Annotated in this window: 18 protein-coding genes; 13 read left to right on the top strand and 5 right to left on the bottom strand. The window is 37.5% G+C overall.

Features of this window, described 5'->3' with window-relative positions:
• Positions 1-7 precede the first annotated feature (7 nt).
• Entirely contained in the window at positions 8-619 is a 612-nt protein-coding gene (locus L6W14_RS20110) for a response regulator transcription factor (protein WP_048394990.1), read from the top strand.
• Between the two features lie 45 nt (positions 620-664).
• Here L6W14_RS20110 and L6W14_RS20105 read toward each other — a convergent pair whose 3' ends face one another.
• The 3 genes from L6W14_RS20105 to L6W14_RS20095 all read right to left on the bottom strand — a co-directional run bounded on the left by L6W14_RS20105 (position 665) and on the right by L6W14_RS20095 (position 3,194).
• On the bottom strand, positions 665-1,639 hold the full coding sequence (locus tag L6W14_RS20105) for a proline dehydrogenase family protein (protein WP_048394992.1): 975 nt from the start codon (positions 1,637-1,639) through the stop codon (positions 665-667).
• A 74-nt stretch (positions 1,640-1,713) separates the two neighbouring features.
• Positions 1,714-2,466, bottom strand: coding sequence for an ABC transporter permease (gene fetB / locus L6W14_RS20100; RefSeq protein ID WP_131522328.1), 753 nt, complete (start codon positions 2,464-2,466; stop codon positions 1,714-1,716).
• Complete coding sequence (locus L6W14_RS20095) at positions 2,463-3,194, bottom strand: ABC transporter ATP-binding protein (RefSeq protein WP_131522327.1); 732 nt, start codon at positions 3,192-3,194, stop codon at positions 2,463-2,465. The genes fetB and L6W14_RS20095 overlap by 4 nt, the downstream gene beginning before the upstream one ends.
• A gap of 94 nt (positions 3,195-3,288) precedes the next feature.
• Between L6W14_RS20095 and L6W14_RS20090 the strand changes: the two genes are divergently transcribed.
• Complete coding sequence (locus L6W14_RS20090) at positions 3,289-3,798, top strand: methylated-DNA--[protein]-cysteine S-methyltransferase (RefSeq protein ID WP_131522326.1); 510 nt, start codon at positions 3,289-3,291, stop codon at positions 3,796-3,798.
• Between the two features lie 186 nt (positions 3,799-3,984).
• Here L6W14_RS20090 and L6W14_RS20085 read toward each other — a convergent pair whose 3' ends face one another.
• Complete coding sequence (locus tag L6W14_RS20085) at positions 3,985-5,283, bottom strand: ammonium transporter (protein WP_131522325.1); 1,299 nt, start codon at positions 5,281-5,283, stop codon at positions 3,985-3,987.
• Positions 5,284-5,297: 14 nt separating this feature from the next.
• Positions 5,298-5,639, bottom strand: a complete 342-nt coding sequence (locus tag L6W14_RS20080) for a P-II family nitrogen regulator (RefSeq protein WP_016995352.1) — start codon at positions 5,637-5,639, stop codon at positions 5,298-5,300.
• Between the two features lie 312 nt (positions 5,640-5,951).
• On the opposite strand from L6W14_RS20080, the gene L6W14_RS20075 reads away from it, so the two are divergent.
• The 11 genes from L6W14_RS20075 to L6W14_RS20025 all read left to right on the top strand — a co-directional run bounded on the left by L6W14_RS20075 (position 5,952) and on the right by L6W14_RS20025 (position 17,317).
• Entirely contained in the window at positions 5,952-7,412 is a 1,461-nt protein-coding gene (locus L6W14_RS20075) for a nicotinate phosphoribosyltransferase (protein ID WP_082148178.1), read from the top strand.
• An 18-nt stretch (positions 7,413-7,430) separates the two neighbouring features.
• Complete coding sequence (gene nadE / locus L6W14_RS20070; RefSeq protein ID WP_237898757.1) at positions 7,431-8,255, top strand: NAD(+) synthase; 825 nt, start codon at positions 7,431-7,433, stop codon at positions 8,253-8,255.
• Between the two features lie 159 nt (positions 8,256-8,414).
• A complete protein-coding gene (locus L6W14_RS20065) occupies positions 8,415-8,735 on the top strand; it encodes an NAD synthetase (protein WP_131522323.1) in 321 nt (106 codons plus the stop codon).
• Positions 8,736-8,940: 205 nt separating this feature from the next.
• Positions 8,941-9,564, top strand: coding sequence for a nitrous oxide reductase accessory protein NosL (locus L6W14_RS20060; protein WP_237898755.1), 624 nt, complete (start codon positions 8,941-8,943; stop codon positions 9,562-9,564).
• Between the two features lie 58 nt (positions 9,565-9,622).
• A complete protein-coding gene (locus L6W14_RS20055) occupies positions 9,623-10,894 on the top strand; it encodes a right-handed parallel beta-helix repeat-containing protein (RefSeq protein ID WP_131522321.1) in 1,272 nt (423 codons plus the stop codon).
• On the top strand, positions 10,891-11,343 hold the full coding sequence (locus L6W14_RS20050) for a nitrous oxide reductase accessory protein NosL (RefSeq protein ID WP_131522320.1): 453 nt from the start codon (positions 10,891-10,893) through the stop codon (positions 11,341-11,343). The genes L6W14_RS20055 and L6W14_RS20050 overlap by 4 nt, the downstream gene beginning before the upstream one ends.
• Positions 11,343-12,143, top strand: a complete 801-nt coding sequence (locus L6W14_RS20045) for an ABC transporter permease (RefSeq protein WP_237901012.1) — start codon at positions 11,343-11,345, stop codon at positions 12,141-12,143. The genes L6W14_RS20050 and L6W14_RS20045 overlap by 1 nt, the downstream gene beginning before the upstream one ends.
• Complete coding sequence (locus L6W14_RS20040; RefSeq protein WP_131522319.1) at positions 12,140-12,820, top strand: ABC transporter ATP-binding protein; 681 nt, start codon at positions 12,140-12,142, stop codon at positions 12,818-12,820. Before L6W14_RS20045 ends, L6W14_RS20040 begins: the two co-directional genes overlap by 4 nt.
• Positions 12,821-13,014: 194 nt before the next feature.
• Positions 13,015-13,959, top strand: a complete 945-nt coding sequence (locus L6W14_RS20035; protein WP_131522318.1) for an AAA family ATPase — start codon at positions 13,015-13,017, stop codon at positions 13,957-13,959.
• Positions 13,956-15,137, top strand: a complete 1,182-nt coding sequence (locus tag L6W14_RS20030; RefSeq protein ID WP_131522317.1) for a DUF58 domain-containing protein — start codon at positions 13,956-13,958, stop codon at positions 15,135-15,137. The genes L6W14_RS20035 and L6W14_RS20030 overlap by 4 nt, the downstream gene beginning before the upstream one ends.
• The gene (locus L6W14_RS20025; protein ID WP_131522316.1) at positions 15,134-17,317 is read left to right on the top strand and encodes a transglutaminase TgpA family protein; all 2,184 of its coding nucleotides are present in this window, start codon (positions 15,134-15,136) and stop codon (positions 17,315-17,317) included. Before L6W14_RS20030 ends, L6W14_RS20025 begins: the two co-directional genes overlap by 4 nt.
• The last annotated feature ends 32 nt before the right edge of the window (positions 17,318-17,349 follow it).

Genomic DNA, 17,349 nt, shown 5'->3' with positions numbered 1-17,349 from the left:
TTGTGACATGATACGAATTGTGATTGCTGAAGATCAGGGGATGCTATTAGGCGCGCTTCGCTCTTTACTTAGTATGGAGGAGGATATGGAGGTTGTTGGCTTAGCAAAAAATGGTGAGGAAGCATTGATGCTTGTGGAAGAGCATCAGCCTGATATTTGTATTATGGATATTGAAATGCCAGTGAAAACGGGACTAGATGCAGCAGAAGAAATGCATAGCACTGGCTCAGGTTGTAAAGTCATTATTTTAACTACATTTGCTAGACCTGGATATTTCGAACGTGCTAGAAAAGCGAGTGTCAGAGGCTATTTATTAAAGGATAGCCCTATAGAGGAGTTAGTGAGCGCAATCCGTACAATCATGGACGGTAAACGTATTTATGCACCAGAGCTCGTTGATTTTGTCTATGAAGATGATAGTGAAAATCCTTTAACGGAGCGAGAGAGTCAAGTACTGACACTTGTAGCAGAGGGCAAAACGACAAAGGAAATTGCTGCTGAGCTGTTTTTGTCTGCTGGCACAGTTCGTAACTATATTTCGACGATTTTAGAAAAACTAAACGTTGGCAATCGAATTGAGGCCATTGCACGCTTTAAAGAAAAAGGATGGAATAAATAAAATGAGAACCTTATCGCATCATAAGCGAAAAGGTTCTCATTTTTTTTACTTATTGCGTTTAGTTAAACGGCCAAGAACGAATGCACCTGCTGCTACTGCAAGAACAGTATTCGTTTTTTTCGTAAATACTTGTTTTGTGACAAGATTAAGGTTTTGAGGACGCTCAGCTAAACGGCGCATGAAATAGCCGTACCAATCTTCACCGAATGGAACGTACACACAGAAGTTATAGCCTTCTTTTGCAAGCTCTTTTTGCATATCAGTACGGAAACCATATAGCATTTGGAATTCAAATTTATCAAGCGGAATATTATGATCAGCTACAAAGCGTTTTACGTGCGCAATGATATTGTGATCATGAGTTGCGATTGATGTAAATTTACCGTTTAGTAGGTGATATTCAATCAACTCAATAAAGTTTAAATCAATATCTAATTTGTCTTGATAAGCTACTTCAACTGGCTCTTTATAAGCACCTTTTACGATACGTAAACGGTAGTCCTTAAATTTTTCAATATCATCTTTTGCACGGTAAAAGTATGATTGGATGACTGTACCAACATTATTAAATGTTTTCGATAATTCTTCCACCATATCGAAGGAAGTTTGTAGACGTCCATAGTCTTCCATATCAAAGTTAACAAAGATATCGTATGAAGCGGCTTTCTCTACAATCTCATACAGATTGTCATAACAAAAATCAACATCAATATCTAAGCCTAATTGAGATGGCTTTAATGAAATATGTGCAGCTACACCGTTTTCGTGAATAGCTTCGATCACAGTAAGGATTTTTTCTTTAGCAGCAGTCGCTTCTTCTTTACTTGAAACAAATTCACCTAGATTATCTACTGTACAAGAAATATTATGTGCATTTAGTTCTTTGATGCTTGCAATTGTTTCTTCGATATTTGTACCAGCTACTACACTTTGTGCTCCTAATTTTAGGCCATATTTCTTTGCAGCACTATTTAATAGTTGGTTCTCAGATAAGTGGATGAAAAAATCGCGTAATAACATGGTCATTCTCCTAACTGCATTTTCTTTTTAGTATAACATAAATTTTTTAAACTATATTACATTCAGCCTAACAATTATTTCATTTCAAGTATTTGCATACGTTCATTAAATAGTGCAGGATAACTTAAAAAGCCAATCATAACGCTGGATAATGTTGCAGTTGTTAAGAGAGCAAAGATAATTAATAGTTGAAATTGGACTGCCTGAAGAGGGTCGGCTCCCCCGATAATTTGACCACTCATCATACCTGGTAGCTGTACTAGCCCGATTGTTTTTTGACTCTCAATCGTAGGAATCATACTAGCTTTTATGGCATGAATTAATTGGCGATGAATAGCCTGTTTTGGTGTGCCACCTAGGGATAGTATTAGTTCCATTTGATCCTTATGGTTAATAATTTCAGCTGTAAAACGATTTAAGAATAAAATGGATAGCACCATGGAATTACCAATTAGCATCCCGCTAATGGGAATGATATACTGAGCAGTTGCTGGAACAATATGAAAGCCTAGCAAAACACCTTGTGTAATTATTTCTATCATGACAAGGGTCAGTGCTATCTTCCAGGTGATTCCTTTAATACCTGCTCCTTTTTTTCGTGCATTTAACGTGGCCACGATAATCATTAGTGCTACCATCAGGAAAATATAACTATAACTATTTGCATCAAACACAAATTTTAATATATAGCCAACAGCAAGCAATTGAATGATGGAGCGTAATGTTGCAATAAGCGTATCTTTTTCAAGGTCTAATTTTAATATTTTGGATAATAGTAAAGGGATACAAACAAAAATTAATGTCAGTGATAAGGCTGTATATGTCATTTGTTAACCCCCTGTACAAACTCGGCAACACGTGGATTTGTTGGTGCATTGAGTAATGAACTTTTACCAGTTTCAACGAGCTCCCCATTCATCATCACCCATGTATAGTGACCAATCGTTAGCGCTTGTTGCAAATTATGGGTAATCCAAATCATGGTGACATTGTATTTTTTGTTAATGGTGACAATCAATTTTTCAATATCCTGAACGGATTGACGATCCAAGGCAGACGTTATTTCGTCTAATAATAAAATAGAGGATTGATTGATAAGTGTTCGAGCGATGGATACCTTTTGACGTTGTCCGCCTGATAGATCATTTGTAGATTGATGCAGGAAGCTTTCGTTTAACCCAACGTCCTCTAAATATTGAATAGCCTCCTGCTGCAAAAGTTTCTGTCCTTGCAGTGTGCGGGGAAGTGCAAGATTCTCTAACACTGTACCTGCTATCATAGGAGCTGCCTGTAAAGCAATACCAACATGCCTTCTTAAAGCTGTTGGATCATATGTAGAGATAGGTTGATTATCAACGAGTATATGCCCATTTGATGGTGAGAGAAGGCCATTACATAACTTAAGTAATGTTGTTTTTCCAGCGCCAGAGGGGCCAACGAGCGTGGTGATTTGCCCTTTTGGAAATGACCCAGTAATTGACTTTAATATCATTTTGTCATTTACTGAAAAATGAACTTGTTGGAAGTGAATGGCAGGTTCATATAACATATTCATCTATTGAAACTCCTTTACTTTAGTCAGTAAAATAACTGTAGCATGAAATGACTGGAAGATGGTGTTGAAATAAAAGAAAGAAGGGGATTTGGGAATGGAAATATTGTATTTCGATACATTAACATATGCGCAAGGGGATATGTATGTTGTTGCTTCAGATAAAGGACTAGTTTATATAGGTACACCAAATGCATCATTCGATGAAGTAAAGGAGTGGGCTAAAAAACCATTTAAAGGATATTGTTTTGAAGAGAATTCAGAAACGTTGCTCCCATATAAAGAGCAATTAACAGCCTATTTTAAGAAGGAGCTTATTGAATTTAATCTTCCAATCCATGTGAAAGGGACGGCATTTCAATTAGCGGTGTGGGATGCATTAAAAGAATTACCCTATGGTACAACAACAACTTATGGAAATATTGCTCAACGCATTGGTAATCCCAAAGCGGTTCGAGCTGTAGGGTCTGCTATTGGAGCAAATCCAATCCTGGCGATTATTCCATGTCATCGGGTCATTGGTAAAAATGGTCAATTAACAGGCTTCAGAAGCGGCTTAGCTATGAAACAATTTTTACTTGAGTTAGAGAAAGAATCAATGGATTGAAGCGAAATAATTTCTTGTAAATGTTAGTATCTTCTTAAATCGTGGAAAGAGCGCTTTTTCTATAGATTTGATCACTCCAAACAAAGTATCCTACCTCCTCTGTAAATGAAGGTTTCCGATGTAGGAGTGCGCCAAAAGAAATCTGCCCCCATTATCCAGAGATAAAGGAGCAGATGTTTCTACTAGCTATACATGTTGTTCTTCTTGAACATTGTTCTGAGCTTTACCGAAATGTGTTAAACGATGAGCGAAGGTTTCGCCTCGTACAGCGGAGCTTTTGAAAATATCTTGGTATTCGTAGGCAGGCGTTCCGTGTTCCATTACATCTAATCCAGCTATTTCTTCTTCAGCCGTTACTCGTAATGGGACAAATGCTTTGATGATCAATAAACCTGCTGCTACAGATACACTAACCCAAGCAATAGTAGCAATAACGCCGATTGCTTGAATGCCTAATAGACCAAAACCCCCACCATAAAATAAGCCTTGCCCACCAATATCAAATAGGCCAACTGCCAGTGTACCCCAAATACCACAAATACCATGAACAGCAATTGCTCCAACAGGATCGTCAACTTTTAGCTTCCACTCTAGGAAGCGAACACCTTCCACAAGTAAAGGTGCAGCAATTAAGCCGATGATAAGTGAGCCAAATATGCTGACATTCGCTGCACCAGCAGTAATCCCTACAAGCCCAGCTAATGCACCATTTAATGTAAGAGAGCCATCGATATGTCCGTATCGAAATTTTGTATAGAAAGCAGTGGCAACGACACCAGCTGCAGCTGCAAAAAACGTATTAGCAATAACACTAGGAACTAGCTCTGGATCAGCAGCTAATGTAGAAGCGCCATTGAAGCCGAACCAACCAAACCAAAGTAAAAATACGCCTAATGCACCTAAAGGAATGCTGTGTCCTGTAATAACATTTACTCGACCATTTTCATATTTGCCTAGTCGAGGTCCAACCATAACTGCTGCGACAAATGCTGCAACAGCACCTGTTAAGTGGACAACTGTCGAGCCAGCAAAATCAACAAAACCTAAATCTGTTAACCAACCTTGACCACTCCAAACCCAGTGGCCTACTACAGGATAAACAACTAAAGACATAAGTATAATAACGCCAACATAAGCAAAAATATTAGTACGTTCTGCAACAGCCCCCGATAAAATAGTTGCTCCAGTTGCAGCAAACATCGTTTGGAAGATAAAGAAAGAAAGATCATCTACTCCTTTTAAAGCAAAGCCACTTGTGCCGAAAATGCCACCTACTGAGTCTCCGAACATAATGGCATAGCCACATAAAAAATAGACGATCCCACCAAGAGAAATGGTAAGAAAATTCTTCATGATGATATTGACTGCATTTTTTGAGCGGGTAAATCCAGCCTCAACCATAGCAAAACCTGCATGCATAAAGAATACTAAAATAGTGCCAAGCATCACCCAAATTAAATTAACAGATAATAGTACTTCATCCATCTATATCGCCCCCTTTATTCTACTGCAATCGATCCGACTTCTTTTGTTCGGATACGAATTGCTTGTTCTACTGGATAAATAAAAATCTTCCCGTCCCCAACTTTACCGGTTGCTGCTTCACGCAATAAAATCTCTACAATGGCATCAACTTTGCCATCGTCTACAATCATTTCTAATTTTAATTTAGGTAAAAATTCAATTTCATACGTATTGCCGCGGAAGAGTCCTGTTCGACCTAGCTGACGACCACAACCAGCGATTTCAGAAACGCTTAACCCTGCAATTCCTTCCTGTGCAAGACCATCCCGAACAGCTCCAAAAACTTCAGGACGAATGATTGCTTCAATTTTTTTCATGTGTACCAGCTCCTTGCGTAAATTTAATTTACATGTTAAAACGGTATTAAAAACAGTGCAATTGTTTTTTTGAATTCTGTGTAAGGTTAGTTTACACAGAATATTTCTAGTCCCGAAGTATTTTAGAAAAAAGCTTTTTATAAAGGGAATGAAAGCGGTACTAAAATTTGTGTCTAAAATGTGAATAGTTCTAAATTTTCTGACTATTAATGTTAGAAAACCTAACATCTATAAGTGGGAATGTAATACGCAAGAATTTGGGTATATAGTGTATACTAGGACTAATTATCAAAGCGGAAGAAGGGGTTTCTTTTGAGATCGAACTATGCAGATGATAGCTTAGCGCTACACACAGACTTATATCAAATCAATATGGCAGAATCCTACTGGGCGGATGGCATACATAATAAAAAAGCGGTTTTTGAATTGTATTTTAGAAAATTACCTTTTGGTAATGGCTATGCCATATTTGCTGGGTTAGAGCGAATGCTTGATTATCTACGTGATTTTCATTTTAGTGAATCGGATATTGCGTATTTACGTGATGAAGTAGGTTATAAAGATGACTTTATACAGTATTTAAAGAACATCCGATTTACTGGAGAAATGTATTCCATGGTAGAAGGGGAACTGGTTTTCGCTAATGAACCAATCGTCCGAATTGAAGCTCCATTAGTAGAGGCGCAGCTAATTGAAACAGCCTTACTTAATATTGTTAACTATCAAACATTAATTGCTACAAAGGCTAGCCGTATCAAGCAAATTATTAAAAATGAAGTGGCAATGGAATTTGGTACAAGGCGTGCACAAGAGATGGATGCTGCTATTTGGGGAACACGTGCCGCGTTTATCGGTGGTTTTGCTTCCACAAGTAATGTTCGAGCAGGTAAACTTTTTAAAATTCCTGTCTCTGGTACACATGCCCATGCATTAGTACAAGCTTATAAAAATGATTATGATGCATTCCATGCTTATGCAAAACGTCATCGCGATTGTGTGTTTTTGGTAGATACTTATAATACATTGAAATCAGGGGTGCCAACTGCAATTAAAGTAGCTAAAGAGCTAGGAGACAAAATTAACTTTATTGGCATACGCTTAGATAGCGGCGATATTGCTTTCTTATCAAAAGAAGCTCGTCGTATGTTGGATGCTGCAGGCTTCCATGATGCCAAAATCATTGTCTCAAACGATTTAGATGAATACACCATCTTAAATTTAAAAGCTCAAGGAGCAAAAGTGGATGTTTGGGGAATTGGTACAAAGCTTATTACAGCTTACGACCAGCCTGCGTTAGGTGCAGTATATAAAATGGTGGCTATCGAGAATAGCGAAGGGCAACTTGAAGATACAATAAAAATCTCAGCTAATGCGGAAAAGGTATCAACGCCAGGCTTGAAAAATGTCTATCGTATTATCGATAAAAAGAATGGGAAGGCAGAAGGAGACTACATCACAATGCACGATGAAAATCCTCAAGCTGAGGAACGTATCAAAATGTTCCATCCGATTCATACGTTTGTCTCAAAGTTTGTCACAAATTTTGAAGCAAAAAATTTACATCAGCATGTTATTAAAAATGGAGCGATCAATTATCAAAACCCTACATTAGAGGAAATGCGTGATTACGCGGCGGAGAATTTAGAGCTGTTGTGGGATGAATATAAGCGTGCGATGAATCCTGAAGAATATCCGGTCGATCTCAGTCAAAAATGCTGGGATAATAAGATGCGTAATATTGAAGAAGTGCATGCGATGGTTAAACGAATGTAAAAAGGAGTGACGGGTGCAATGACTTTACAGCAACAAATTATTGAGGAATTACGCGTACTGCCTAACATTGATGTACAGAGGGAAATACGTAAATCAATTGATTTTTTAAAGGAATATGCAAAACGCTATAGTTTTGTAAAAGGTTTTGTTCTTGGTATTTCTGGTGGTCAAGATTCAACATTAACAGGAAAACTAGCGCAGTTGGCTATTGATGAATTAAATGCAGAAGAGGGAGAAATGAAGTATTCGTTTTTCGCTGTACGATTACCATATGGCGTACAAGTTGATGAACAGGATTGCCAAGATGCCATTGATTATATAAAGCCAACGAAGGTTTATACAGTAAATATAAAAGACGCAGTGGATGCTAGTGTGAGAGCTCTAACAAATGCGGGGGTTGAGCTGAATGACTTTGTGAAAGGGAATGAAAAGGCTCGTGAGCGTATGAAGGTCCAATATTCAATTGCTGCAATGAATGGAGCGGTTGTATTAGGAACAGATCATGCTGCGGAAGCTATTACAGGCTTCTATACAAAGTTCGGGGATGGTGGAGCAGACTTAATGCCAATCTTTCGTTTAAATAAACGACAAGGAAAGCAATTGTTAGCAGAACTTCAATGCCCTGAGCATCTTTATAAAAAGGTGCCTACAGCAGACTTAGAAGAAGATCGTCCCTCATTGCCAGACGAAGTGGCGCTAGGTGTGTCGTATGATCAAATAGATGATTATTTAGAGGGGAAAGAAATTCCAGAAGAACCTCGCCAAAGATTAGAAGAGTATTATTTGCGTTCCCAACATAAACGTCATATGCCAATTACAATATTTGATGATTTTTGGAAGTAAGATGAGCGAAAAGGGTTATAAAGAAAGTGGTTTCACTTTTAAAAATAGCTCTTTTCGCTCTTTTTTTATGTATTATGGTTCTATGTTGTTAATTGTCAGCATATAATGTCGATATAATTACCTATAAGGATAATAAAATGTAGGGGAGGGTAACTTTTTATGAGGACTTCTAGAGTGAGTGCAACGACAAGTAGTGTTTTTCGGCAGGAACAGCAGTATTTACATGCTGGTGATCTCAGCCATAACTTTGGGCAAAATCCACAAAAGCAATTTCGGAATAGATTACAAAAAAATAAAGAGAAAACGTACAATTCAACAACTGTTTCTGTAAATTCACAACAGCAGCAACCGATTACACCTATCCATGTAGATAGCGCTAGTGATTTGGAGATTCGCCGTGAATTAAATGAAACGGCATTAAAGCTCAGTCGTTTAAACAAACAAAAGAAGCGACTCAATAGTTATCGTTCTTCCATATAAGCCAAACTCTCCACATCAGTGTGGGGAGTTTTTATTTTTGAGGAGAAGTAAATAAAAGCACTAAATTCAAAATATTTGAAGTGAAGATGTTCATGGAATGTTCAAGGTAATTTTTCCATTTCTTCACAGCGATTTTTAACTAATTTCACAACTAATCTGTAATGTAGGATATGGCAACAGAAAACTAAACTTGGAGGATAAAGTTGTGAAAAAATTATGGTTACCTGCACTAATATTATTATTTGTACTTGCAGCTTGTGGTAGCGAAAAAAAACAGGTAGAAGAAAAGGGAATTGAACAAGAAACTACGAAAAACGAATCAGAAACCGTGCAAGTTGCTTCACTAGTAGATACACGGTTACAAGAGCCAGAAGAAGATACAATTTGTGAAATGTGTAATATGAAAGTTTATATGAAAGACCATGAGATGGGTGTATTTTCAGCGCAGGCAATAAAAGAAGATGGAACAATCGCTTTTTATGACGATATTGGCTGTTTATTAAATGCAGAGGTTGCTAATGAAGAAAAAAACGAAAAATTTGTACGTGATTTTGTGACGAAAGATTGGGCAAAGATTGAAGATGTAACAATTATAAAAACGGAGCTGAAATCGCCGATGAACTGGGGCTATATTTATTTCGTGGACAAGGCTGAAGCAGATAAATATATGCAAGAAAATTCGAAAGCTTATGTGGAGGAACTACAAAAAATTAAAGATGATGCATTGGAGAGACGTAAGAAAATGATGCAAAAAAAGGCTGAGGATGAAAACGATGCATCTGGTTCTGTGCATTCGAATGAGATGAATCAAGAAGGGCACAGTCATTAAATCAAAGACTAGGGGAAATCCTCTAGTCTTTTCTTGCTGAGTAAGGAGGTGGAAAGTGATGAAGCAAATGATGTTGTTCTTTTTGTTTTTTCTATTTACAAGTCAAACGGCGTATGCAGAATTTGATATTCAATATGCTATCGATCAAGCAAAAGCTGGAGATAGTATTCATATTCCTGCTGGTCGTTACCAAGGGAATTTCATTGTGAAAAAACCGATCAAACTGTACGGACAAAAAGGAGCTGAGCTTTATGCTCAAAATGATGAACCTGCATTAAAAATTGAATCTGCATCGAATGTTTTGATAGAAAATATAAGAATAACAGCAAAAAATCAAGGAATTGTTGCTAATGAGGTGGAGAATTTAGAGCTAAGAGCTATTGAATTAAAAGATATCCGCGTTGGTATACATCTTCAACATTCAAGGCATATTCGAGTTTTGGAAAATAAGATCATTGGAAATGAAACACACTTTGCTGAAAAAGGAAATGGAATTGCAGTTTTTAAAAGTGAGGATGTTGTGATCGATCAAAATACGATCGAACATGTCCAAGATGGTATATACGTTGAAGAAGTGACGCGAATGGATGTAAAGCGAAATAAAGTAACAAATAGTCGATATGGAACACATTTTATGTATTCAAGTGGTGTGAAGGTGTTGTTCAATACGTATTCACACAATGTTACAGGTCTTATGGTGATGATGACTACTAATTTAGAAATAAGTAGTAATACAATCAGTACTCATAATGGCTTCAATAGTTATGGACTTATGATGTATGACACACAGGAGGCAATGATAAGAGAAAATAGCTTTCTACATAATCGTGTAGGGGTAGCGTTGCAGAAGAGTTCAGTGATTCAAATACATGAAAATCGCTTTCAGATGAATCAAACTGCATTAGAAGGTACAAAAGTCGATGCGCGTTCAACCATTATGGATAATCAGTTTACAGGCAATATATTAACAGCAAGGTCAGACAATCAGGGATTACGTTTAATTCATAATTTTTATGATGATTATACAGGGCTAGATGTTACAGGTGATGGTTTTGGAGATGTTCCATATGTGGCTGTGTCGAGTTTTGGACAATGGATGGTGAGACAGCCAGTTTATCAATTTTTTGTGGCATCACCCAGCGTTGTTATCCTGACGTCACTAGATCAACAGATTAATAAAACAGAACGAAATCTACTGGTAGATAATGAGCCAAAATTACTGAGCAATAGGAAAGAGATAGAGTTTTCATTAGATATCCTACAAATAATGATTGGTTTTATCGTGTTTATGGGAAGTTTGTGGCTTTGGAAAAGGGGGGGACGAGTATGACTAGATGGATAATGATACTAATTATATGTGGCGTTATTTTAGTGGGCTGTGGTGAAAAAGCATACCATCCACGTGAAATTAATAGTGAAACAGATGTTTGTAAAGTTTGTAATATGAGTATTGTTCATAATGAATACGCAGGGCAGATTGTTTTGAAAAATGGAGACGATGAGATTTTTGATGATATTGGATGCTTGATGGATTACCTTGAGCTAAATGGCGATGATGAAGTTGGGGCAGCCTATATTAAAAATAAAGCAACGAATGAATGGATTGATGTTTATAAAGCGATTTATGTATACAACAAAAATTATTGGACGCCTATGAACTATGGCGTTATTGCATTTGCTACAAAAGACGAAGCGCGAGAATGGATGAATGATGAAGGAGAAGGTCAACTATTAGTCTATCGTGATTTGTTGACATTGAATTGGGGGATTCATGAGTGATGTTTGTAAAAATAGAGCTGAAGCAGATTTTAAGAAGTCGATGGATGCAACTTGTAGCCTTTCTTTTTACGTTTGTTTTCGTTGCCATTATCGTCATTCAACAGATGGCTTTGCCAGATATTGAAGGCTTTACACGGCAAACTGCATCGTTTTTAAGTGTGTTGTTATTTCTGCTGCCGCTATTTATCCTCACCATTGGTAGTATGAGTGTAGCTGGTGACATAGAGTCAGGTTGGTTATCGTTATTAAAAACATATCCTATGAAACGGATGCAATATATTACAGGCAAATATGTAGCGACAGCACTTGCGTTTTTATTAGTAATAGTAGTGGCATTTGGTTTTGTATTAGCCGTAGGTGGGTTACTAGGTGGGGTACGGTTACCAATTGTTTTAGTTATGCTTACACTATTATGTATTATTATCTTTGTGTCTTTAGGAATCTTGCTAGGGGTATTTGCAAAAACAAGATTATTTGCACTTGCATTATCACTTGTAGTATGGTCCTTACTTTTATTGCTCATATCGTATGCATTAATGGCTATAGGCGCAGTTGTTCCTGGGCATTTTTTACAAAAGTTTATCATCATAACGATACATATTAATCCAGTTGAATGGCTGCGCTTCGGCTATTTTATATTTAGTAATCAAGCTAGTGTGCTTGGTCCAGCCTTTTATGATGTTACGAGGTTTTACTTATCACCGCTTGGTCAGGTGGTGTATGGAATAATAACAATACTCTGGATTGTACTACCGTTAATGCTTGCTACGAAGCTGTTAAAGGAGGGGGAGCGGCGATGATTCTGTTAGAGGGAAAAAATGTAGTCAAGGTTTATGAAAATGATAGGGGATTAAAAGAAGCCTCCTTTCTGCTGCAAGCTGGTCGAATTCTAGCGTTGGTTGGAGGAAATGGGGCAGGAAAGAGTACTTTGATTCGTTTGTTAACGGGTCAAGAGAAAGCGCAATCTGGTGAAATAATATGGCATCAACCACAAACAATACGTTTTATGCCTGATGATGTAAACTTTCCAACTATGCTAACTGCATCTGAAGTATTAGAGCTGTTGGCATCTTTAAAAGAAGTAGATAGTTATGAGCAAGAGAATGTTCTGAAGCGTGTTTCCTTGTGGGATGTTCGGAAGCAAAGAGCTAAACACTTTTCTAAAGGGATGCTCCAGCGCCTAAACCTAGCTCAAAGCCTACTTGGTAACGGGTCATTGCTAATTTTAGATGAGCCAACGAATGGTCTAGATCCCTTTTGGATAGCACAGTTGAAAAACATGATGTTGGAGGAGAAGGAAAAAGGCAATACCGTTATCTTTTCTACTCATTTGCTGTCTTTTGCGGAAGAAATAGCGGATGATCTATTAGTTTTACATGAAGGGGAAATTATCATTTCTGGGGCGATAACTGAAATTTTCTTACAAGAAAATTCTACATCTTTAGAAGAAATATGGTTAAAAAGATTGAATTTGTAACATTCTAATGATTAATGACGTTATATAATAAGGGTTAGGCTTGTTTGGGTATTATCAAACAAGCCTTTTTTATGAATGTTCATAGGAAGTAGAAGTTTCAGATAATTGTTTTACAGGACAGATTTCGCTATGCTTAGATTAAGTTTGCTTGCAATTCACACAATTGCTTGATGGAATGGGAGGCTTTTCGATTAATGAATGCTCAAATACAGAATGTTTTAGAAAATATAGAAAAAGTAATGATTGGTAAAAGAGAAATTGCCGAGCTCAGTATTGTCGCATTATTGGCAAGAGGGCATGTTTTGTTGGAGGATGTACCTGGAGTAGGAAAGACAATGATGGTGCGAGCGCTTGCAAAATCTTTTGATGCACAATTTAAGCGTATTCAATTTACGCCAGATCTATTGCCATCAGATGTAGTCGGTATTTCTATTTATAATCCAAAGACAATGGAGTTTGAATTTCGTCCTGGTCCAATCATGGGGGATGTTGTACTAGCCGATGAAATTAACCGAACGTCTCCGAAAACTCAATCAGCCTTGTTAGAGGGAATGGAAGAGGCTTCTGTTACTATTGATGGGAAAACGTTGATAATCAATCAGCCATTTTTTGTTATGGCTACACAAAATCCCATTGAGCATGAAGGTACCTATCCTTTACCTGAAGCACAACTAGATCGATTTCTCTTAAAGATAAAAATGGGCTATCCATCTAGGGGGCAGGAAGTTGAAATTTTACGAAGAGCTGAGAATGGTAAAGCCATTGAAAAAATCGAAGCGGTATTATCGGTAGCGCAATTAATCGAATTACAGGAACTTGTTCAAGGTGTGTATGTAGAAGATTCTGTTAAAAATTATATGGTGGAGCTTGCTACCCTAACAAGGGAAAATAATTATGTCTATTTAGGTGTGAGTCCTCGTGCCACAATAGCACTAATGAAAGCTTCTCAAGCTTACGCATTTTTGAAAGGGCGAAGCTATGTTACCCCTGATGATGTTCAATATTTAGTGCCATTTGTTTTTAGTCATCGTTTAGTTTTAAAACCAGATGCACGCTATGATAATGTGACGGCAGACGAAATTATCCAGCGTATCATTGCTAAAACACCAGTTCCGACAAAGAGGTTTGCAGAACAATGAGGCGATGGAAAGCTTTTGTAGAAAAAAGTAAACATTTCCTATTAATCGCTTTCTTGATGATCGTAACATTTTGTTATGCAATGTTCCAAGGTGGATTTGTGAGCTGGTTTGTATTTTTTACGGTTAGTCCGTTTTTAGTGTATGCATGTATGTTCTTTATCGTTAGAGAGGATATTTTACTAATCGAACGTAAGATTGACCCGATTCATATAGAACGCGGTCAATCAGCGAAGGTGCTTATTACGATAGAACGTAAAACACGTTTTCCGTTTGCCTATATCGTAATGGAGGAACTTGTGGATAGTGAGGGATTAGTGCAAGCTAAAATACAAAATGCGAATGCCATTAAGTTCGTTGGATTTAAAAAAGACTTTAGCTGGCAATATGAATTGGAGAATATGCCACGTGGTGAACATCGCTACCTAGGTGTTACAATTATTTTCTACGATTTTTTTGGCTGGGCTAAAAAGGTTGTCGTAGCAGAAAAGGACCAAACTATTTTAGTTTACCCAAGAATACAAGAGATGAAATATGCTGCGCTTCAAACAAAATATGATGTTGGCCCGATGATGTCACCATACTCTATTGTGAAGGACACATCGATGGCTGTTGGATTAAGAGAGTACGTTCCTGGAGATCGTTTTTCATGGATTCATTGGAAATCATTTGCACGTACACAAAAGTTGCAGTCTAAGGAATTTGAGGATCGACAATCATCAGAACTAATGTTAGTGCTAGACGCAACAAAATCCACAATGTTTGAAGAAAAAGTGGAGTTAGTGGCTTCAATGCTACAGATGATCGTTCAGGAACGAGGAGATTTATCCTTTATTTCTGCTGGAGAAATGACGAAAGTATTCCCTGCTATACAGGGGGACAAGCATTTAGATCAGGTCATGTATTATTTAGCTGCGATAAAACCTACGGAGAATGTCAAGTTTCGATTTCATGACCAACAAGCCTTTAAGCAAGTTGCAACACTGCTTTATGTGACAAGTGATGTTTCAGATGAATTACTACATACTCTTGCAAATATTGTGAAAAGCTGTATTTGTTTTGTAGTGGCCAAGCAGCCACCAGTGCAATCTGAGCTTGCGATGCGGTATAAACATATTCAAGTTATTTATGTAAATCCAGCAGATTTCTATCATTTATTCACGGAGGTGATGAGACCGTGAAGCAAACATTAGGAGAATTTTTAGAATTAGCCATAGCTTATGTTATTGTATTTTTCATTTTGCGTGAATGGCTTATTCCCATTATGCAATTAACGAATACAGGTGGGATGCATCTTTTCTTAGTCTTTATCGGTATGTCTTTAGCGCTAAGTCTTTTCCGCGTACATCCTTTGCTATCAGGGTTAGTGAAGTTTGGTTATATTACCTGGTTTATCGTTTTTATCTATAGCCCTAGTCCTGTATTATCTGGTAATACATTGCCTTTTTTATTGGCTGAAGGGAAAGGGAACATAACCACGATTCTAACAGGTGACTTTGGACGGGTTTCAGATGTTTTCAGAACAGTATTATTTCTTGTGTTAATTTGGATGCTAGTTTATTTAATTCACCATTGGGTTTCGGTGCGAAAAAATATATTCTACTTCTTTGCCATGACCGTATTTTTTATTGCTACTTTGGATACATTTAGTGACTATGATGGTAAAGCGGCAATTGTAAAAGTTGTTGTTTTAGGATTAATCATGACAGGTGTTCTTTTTGTCAAGCGTCTATGGCTTCAAGTGGAAACTACAAGTACGGCAATGGAAAAATGGAAAATTGTGATTCCCATGCTAGTAGCTGTATTGCTCATTAGTTCTGTAGCATTCTTTTTACCAAAGACTGGACCAACATGGGCAGATCCTGTGCCCTTTATCCAAGGTGTTACTGGACAAGATGGAAATGGAAATGGTCAAAAATCAGTTGGTTATAGCCAAGATGATAGTCAGTTAGGTGGTCCTTTCCAAGGAGATAATACGTTAATTTTCACTGCCTCTTCTCGTGATCGCCATTACTGGCGCATTGAAACAAAAGATACGTATACGTCGAAAGGTTGGATTGTTTCAGAGGGGAACTTTGGGAAAAATGTTTATGAGTCAAATACACCCATTCTGACTTCTTTACAAGTCGGGCCACCTGAAAATGAACGTCAGATTCAATTAGACATTGCTGTTCCAATGCCATTTTTAATTCAAACATATGGTATGCTTTCTGTTTCGGCTCAAGATTCCACTTTATTTATTCAAGATGAGCAGACTGAAAGAATGAATATAGAACAACAGGTGGGGGAATCGAAATCATTATCAAACTATTCATTGTCTTATAGTGAGCCTGTTTATAGTATGGAGCAGCTCCAATTATCATATCCAGCAACACTTGAAACAATGGATTCTTCCTTTGATCGATTTTTACAGTTACCAAACCAACTTCCTCAACGTGTAAGGGACTTAGCGTCTGAAATAACGCAAAAGAAAGATACGGTTTATGAACAAATTAAGGCTGTAGAAAGTTATTTTAGAACAAATGGTTTTAAATACGATAAAACGCAAGCTGCTATTCCTGGTGAAAATCAAGACTATGTCGATCAATTTTTGTTCGATACAAAAGTAGGGTATTGTGATAATTTCTCCACTTCAATGGTGGTACTTTTACGCTCAGTAGGGATCCCAGCTCGATGGGTGAAAGGTTTTGCGCCTGGAACTGCAGGCCCTGTGTCAGATGGGTTACGTGAATATCGCATCACGAATGACAATGCGCACTCATGGGTAGAAGCATTTATACCTGGAACGGGATGGATGGAGTTTGAACCGACAATCGGCTTTTCTGGAAATGTCAATATCGATTATGATATCCCATTAGATACGTCTGATGAGGAGGAAGTGGTGCAGCCAGAATCAAAACCCGAGCAGCCACAACCGCAAGAACAGGTAACCGAGAAGGAACAGATGAAATCAACATTTAGCTTTGATGCAATGTGGTTATGGATGAAAAAGTTTGCCTATGTTTGGGTAATAATTGTTGTATTATTCATAATCACGGGTATTTCTTTATTCTTACAGCGTAAAACGTGGATTCCTAAGATGCATGTTCGAGCATACCGTAAAAAAGTAGCGGATTGGTCAAATTTCGATTCTTCTTACCATGTTTTACTGAAGCAATTATCTCGCATTGGTTTGCGCAGAAAAGATGGAGAAACGTTAAGTGCATTCGCAGAGCGTGTAGATGCAGCATTAGAAACAGATGAAATGCAAAAGCTGACGGTAGTCTACGAGCAACATATTTATGGAAAAGACAAAGAAGATGTTGATTTCATGAAGCTGAAAGAAAGTTGGGAATATTTAATCAATCGCACTATCAGTTGATTTTAACGTAGACAAAGAGTAAAATGAAAAAA

Origin of the sequence: Lysinibacillus sp. ACHW1.5, from assembly GCF_022014815.1 — a bacterium.
Lineage (GTDB): Bacteria > Bacillota > Bacilli > Bacillales_A > Planococcaceae > Lysinibacillus > Lysinibacillus capsici.
Note: the sequence above shows the minus strand (reverse complement) of the source record. Positions and strands in the feature narration are given on the sequence as shown.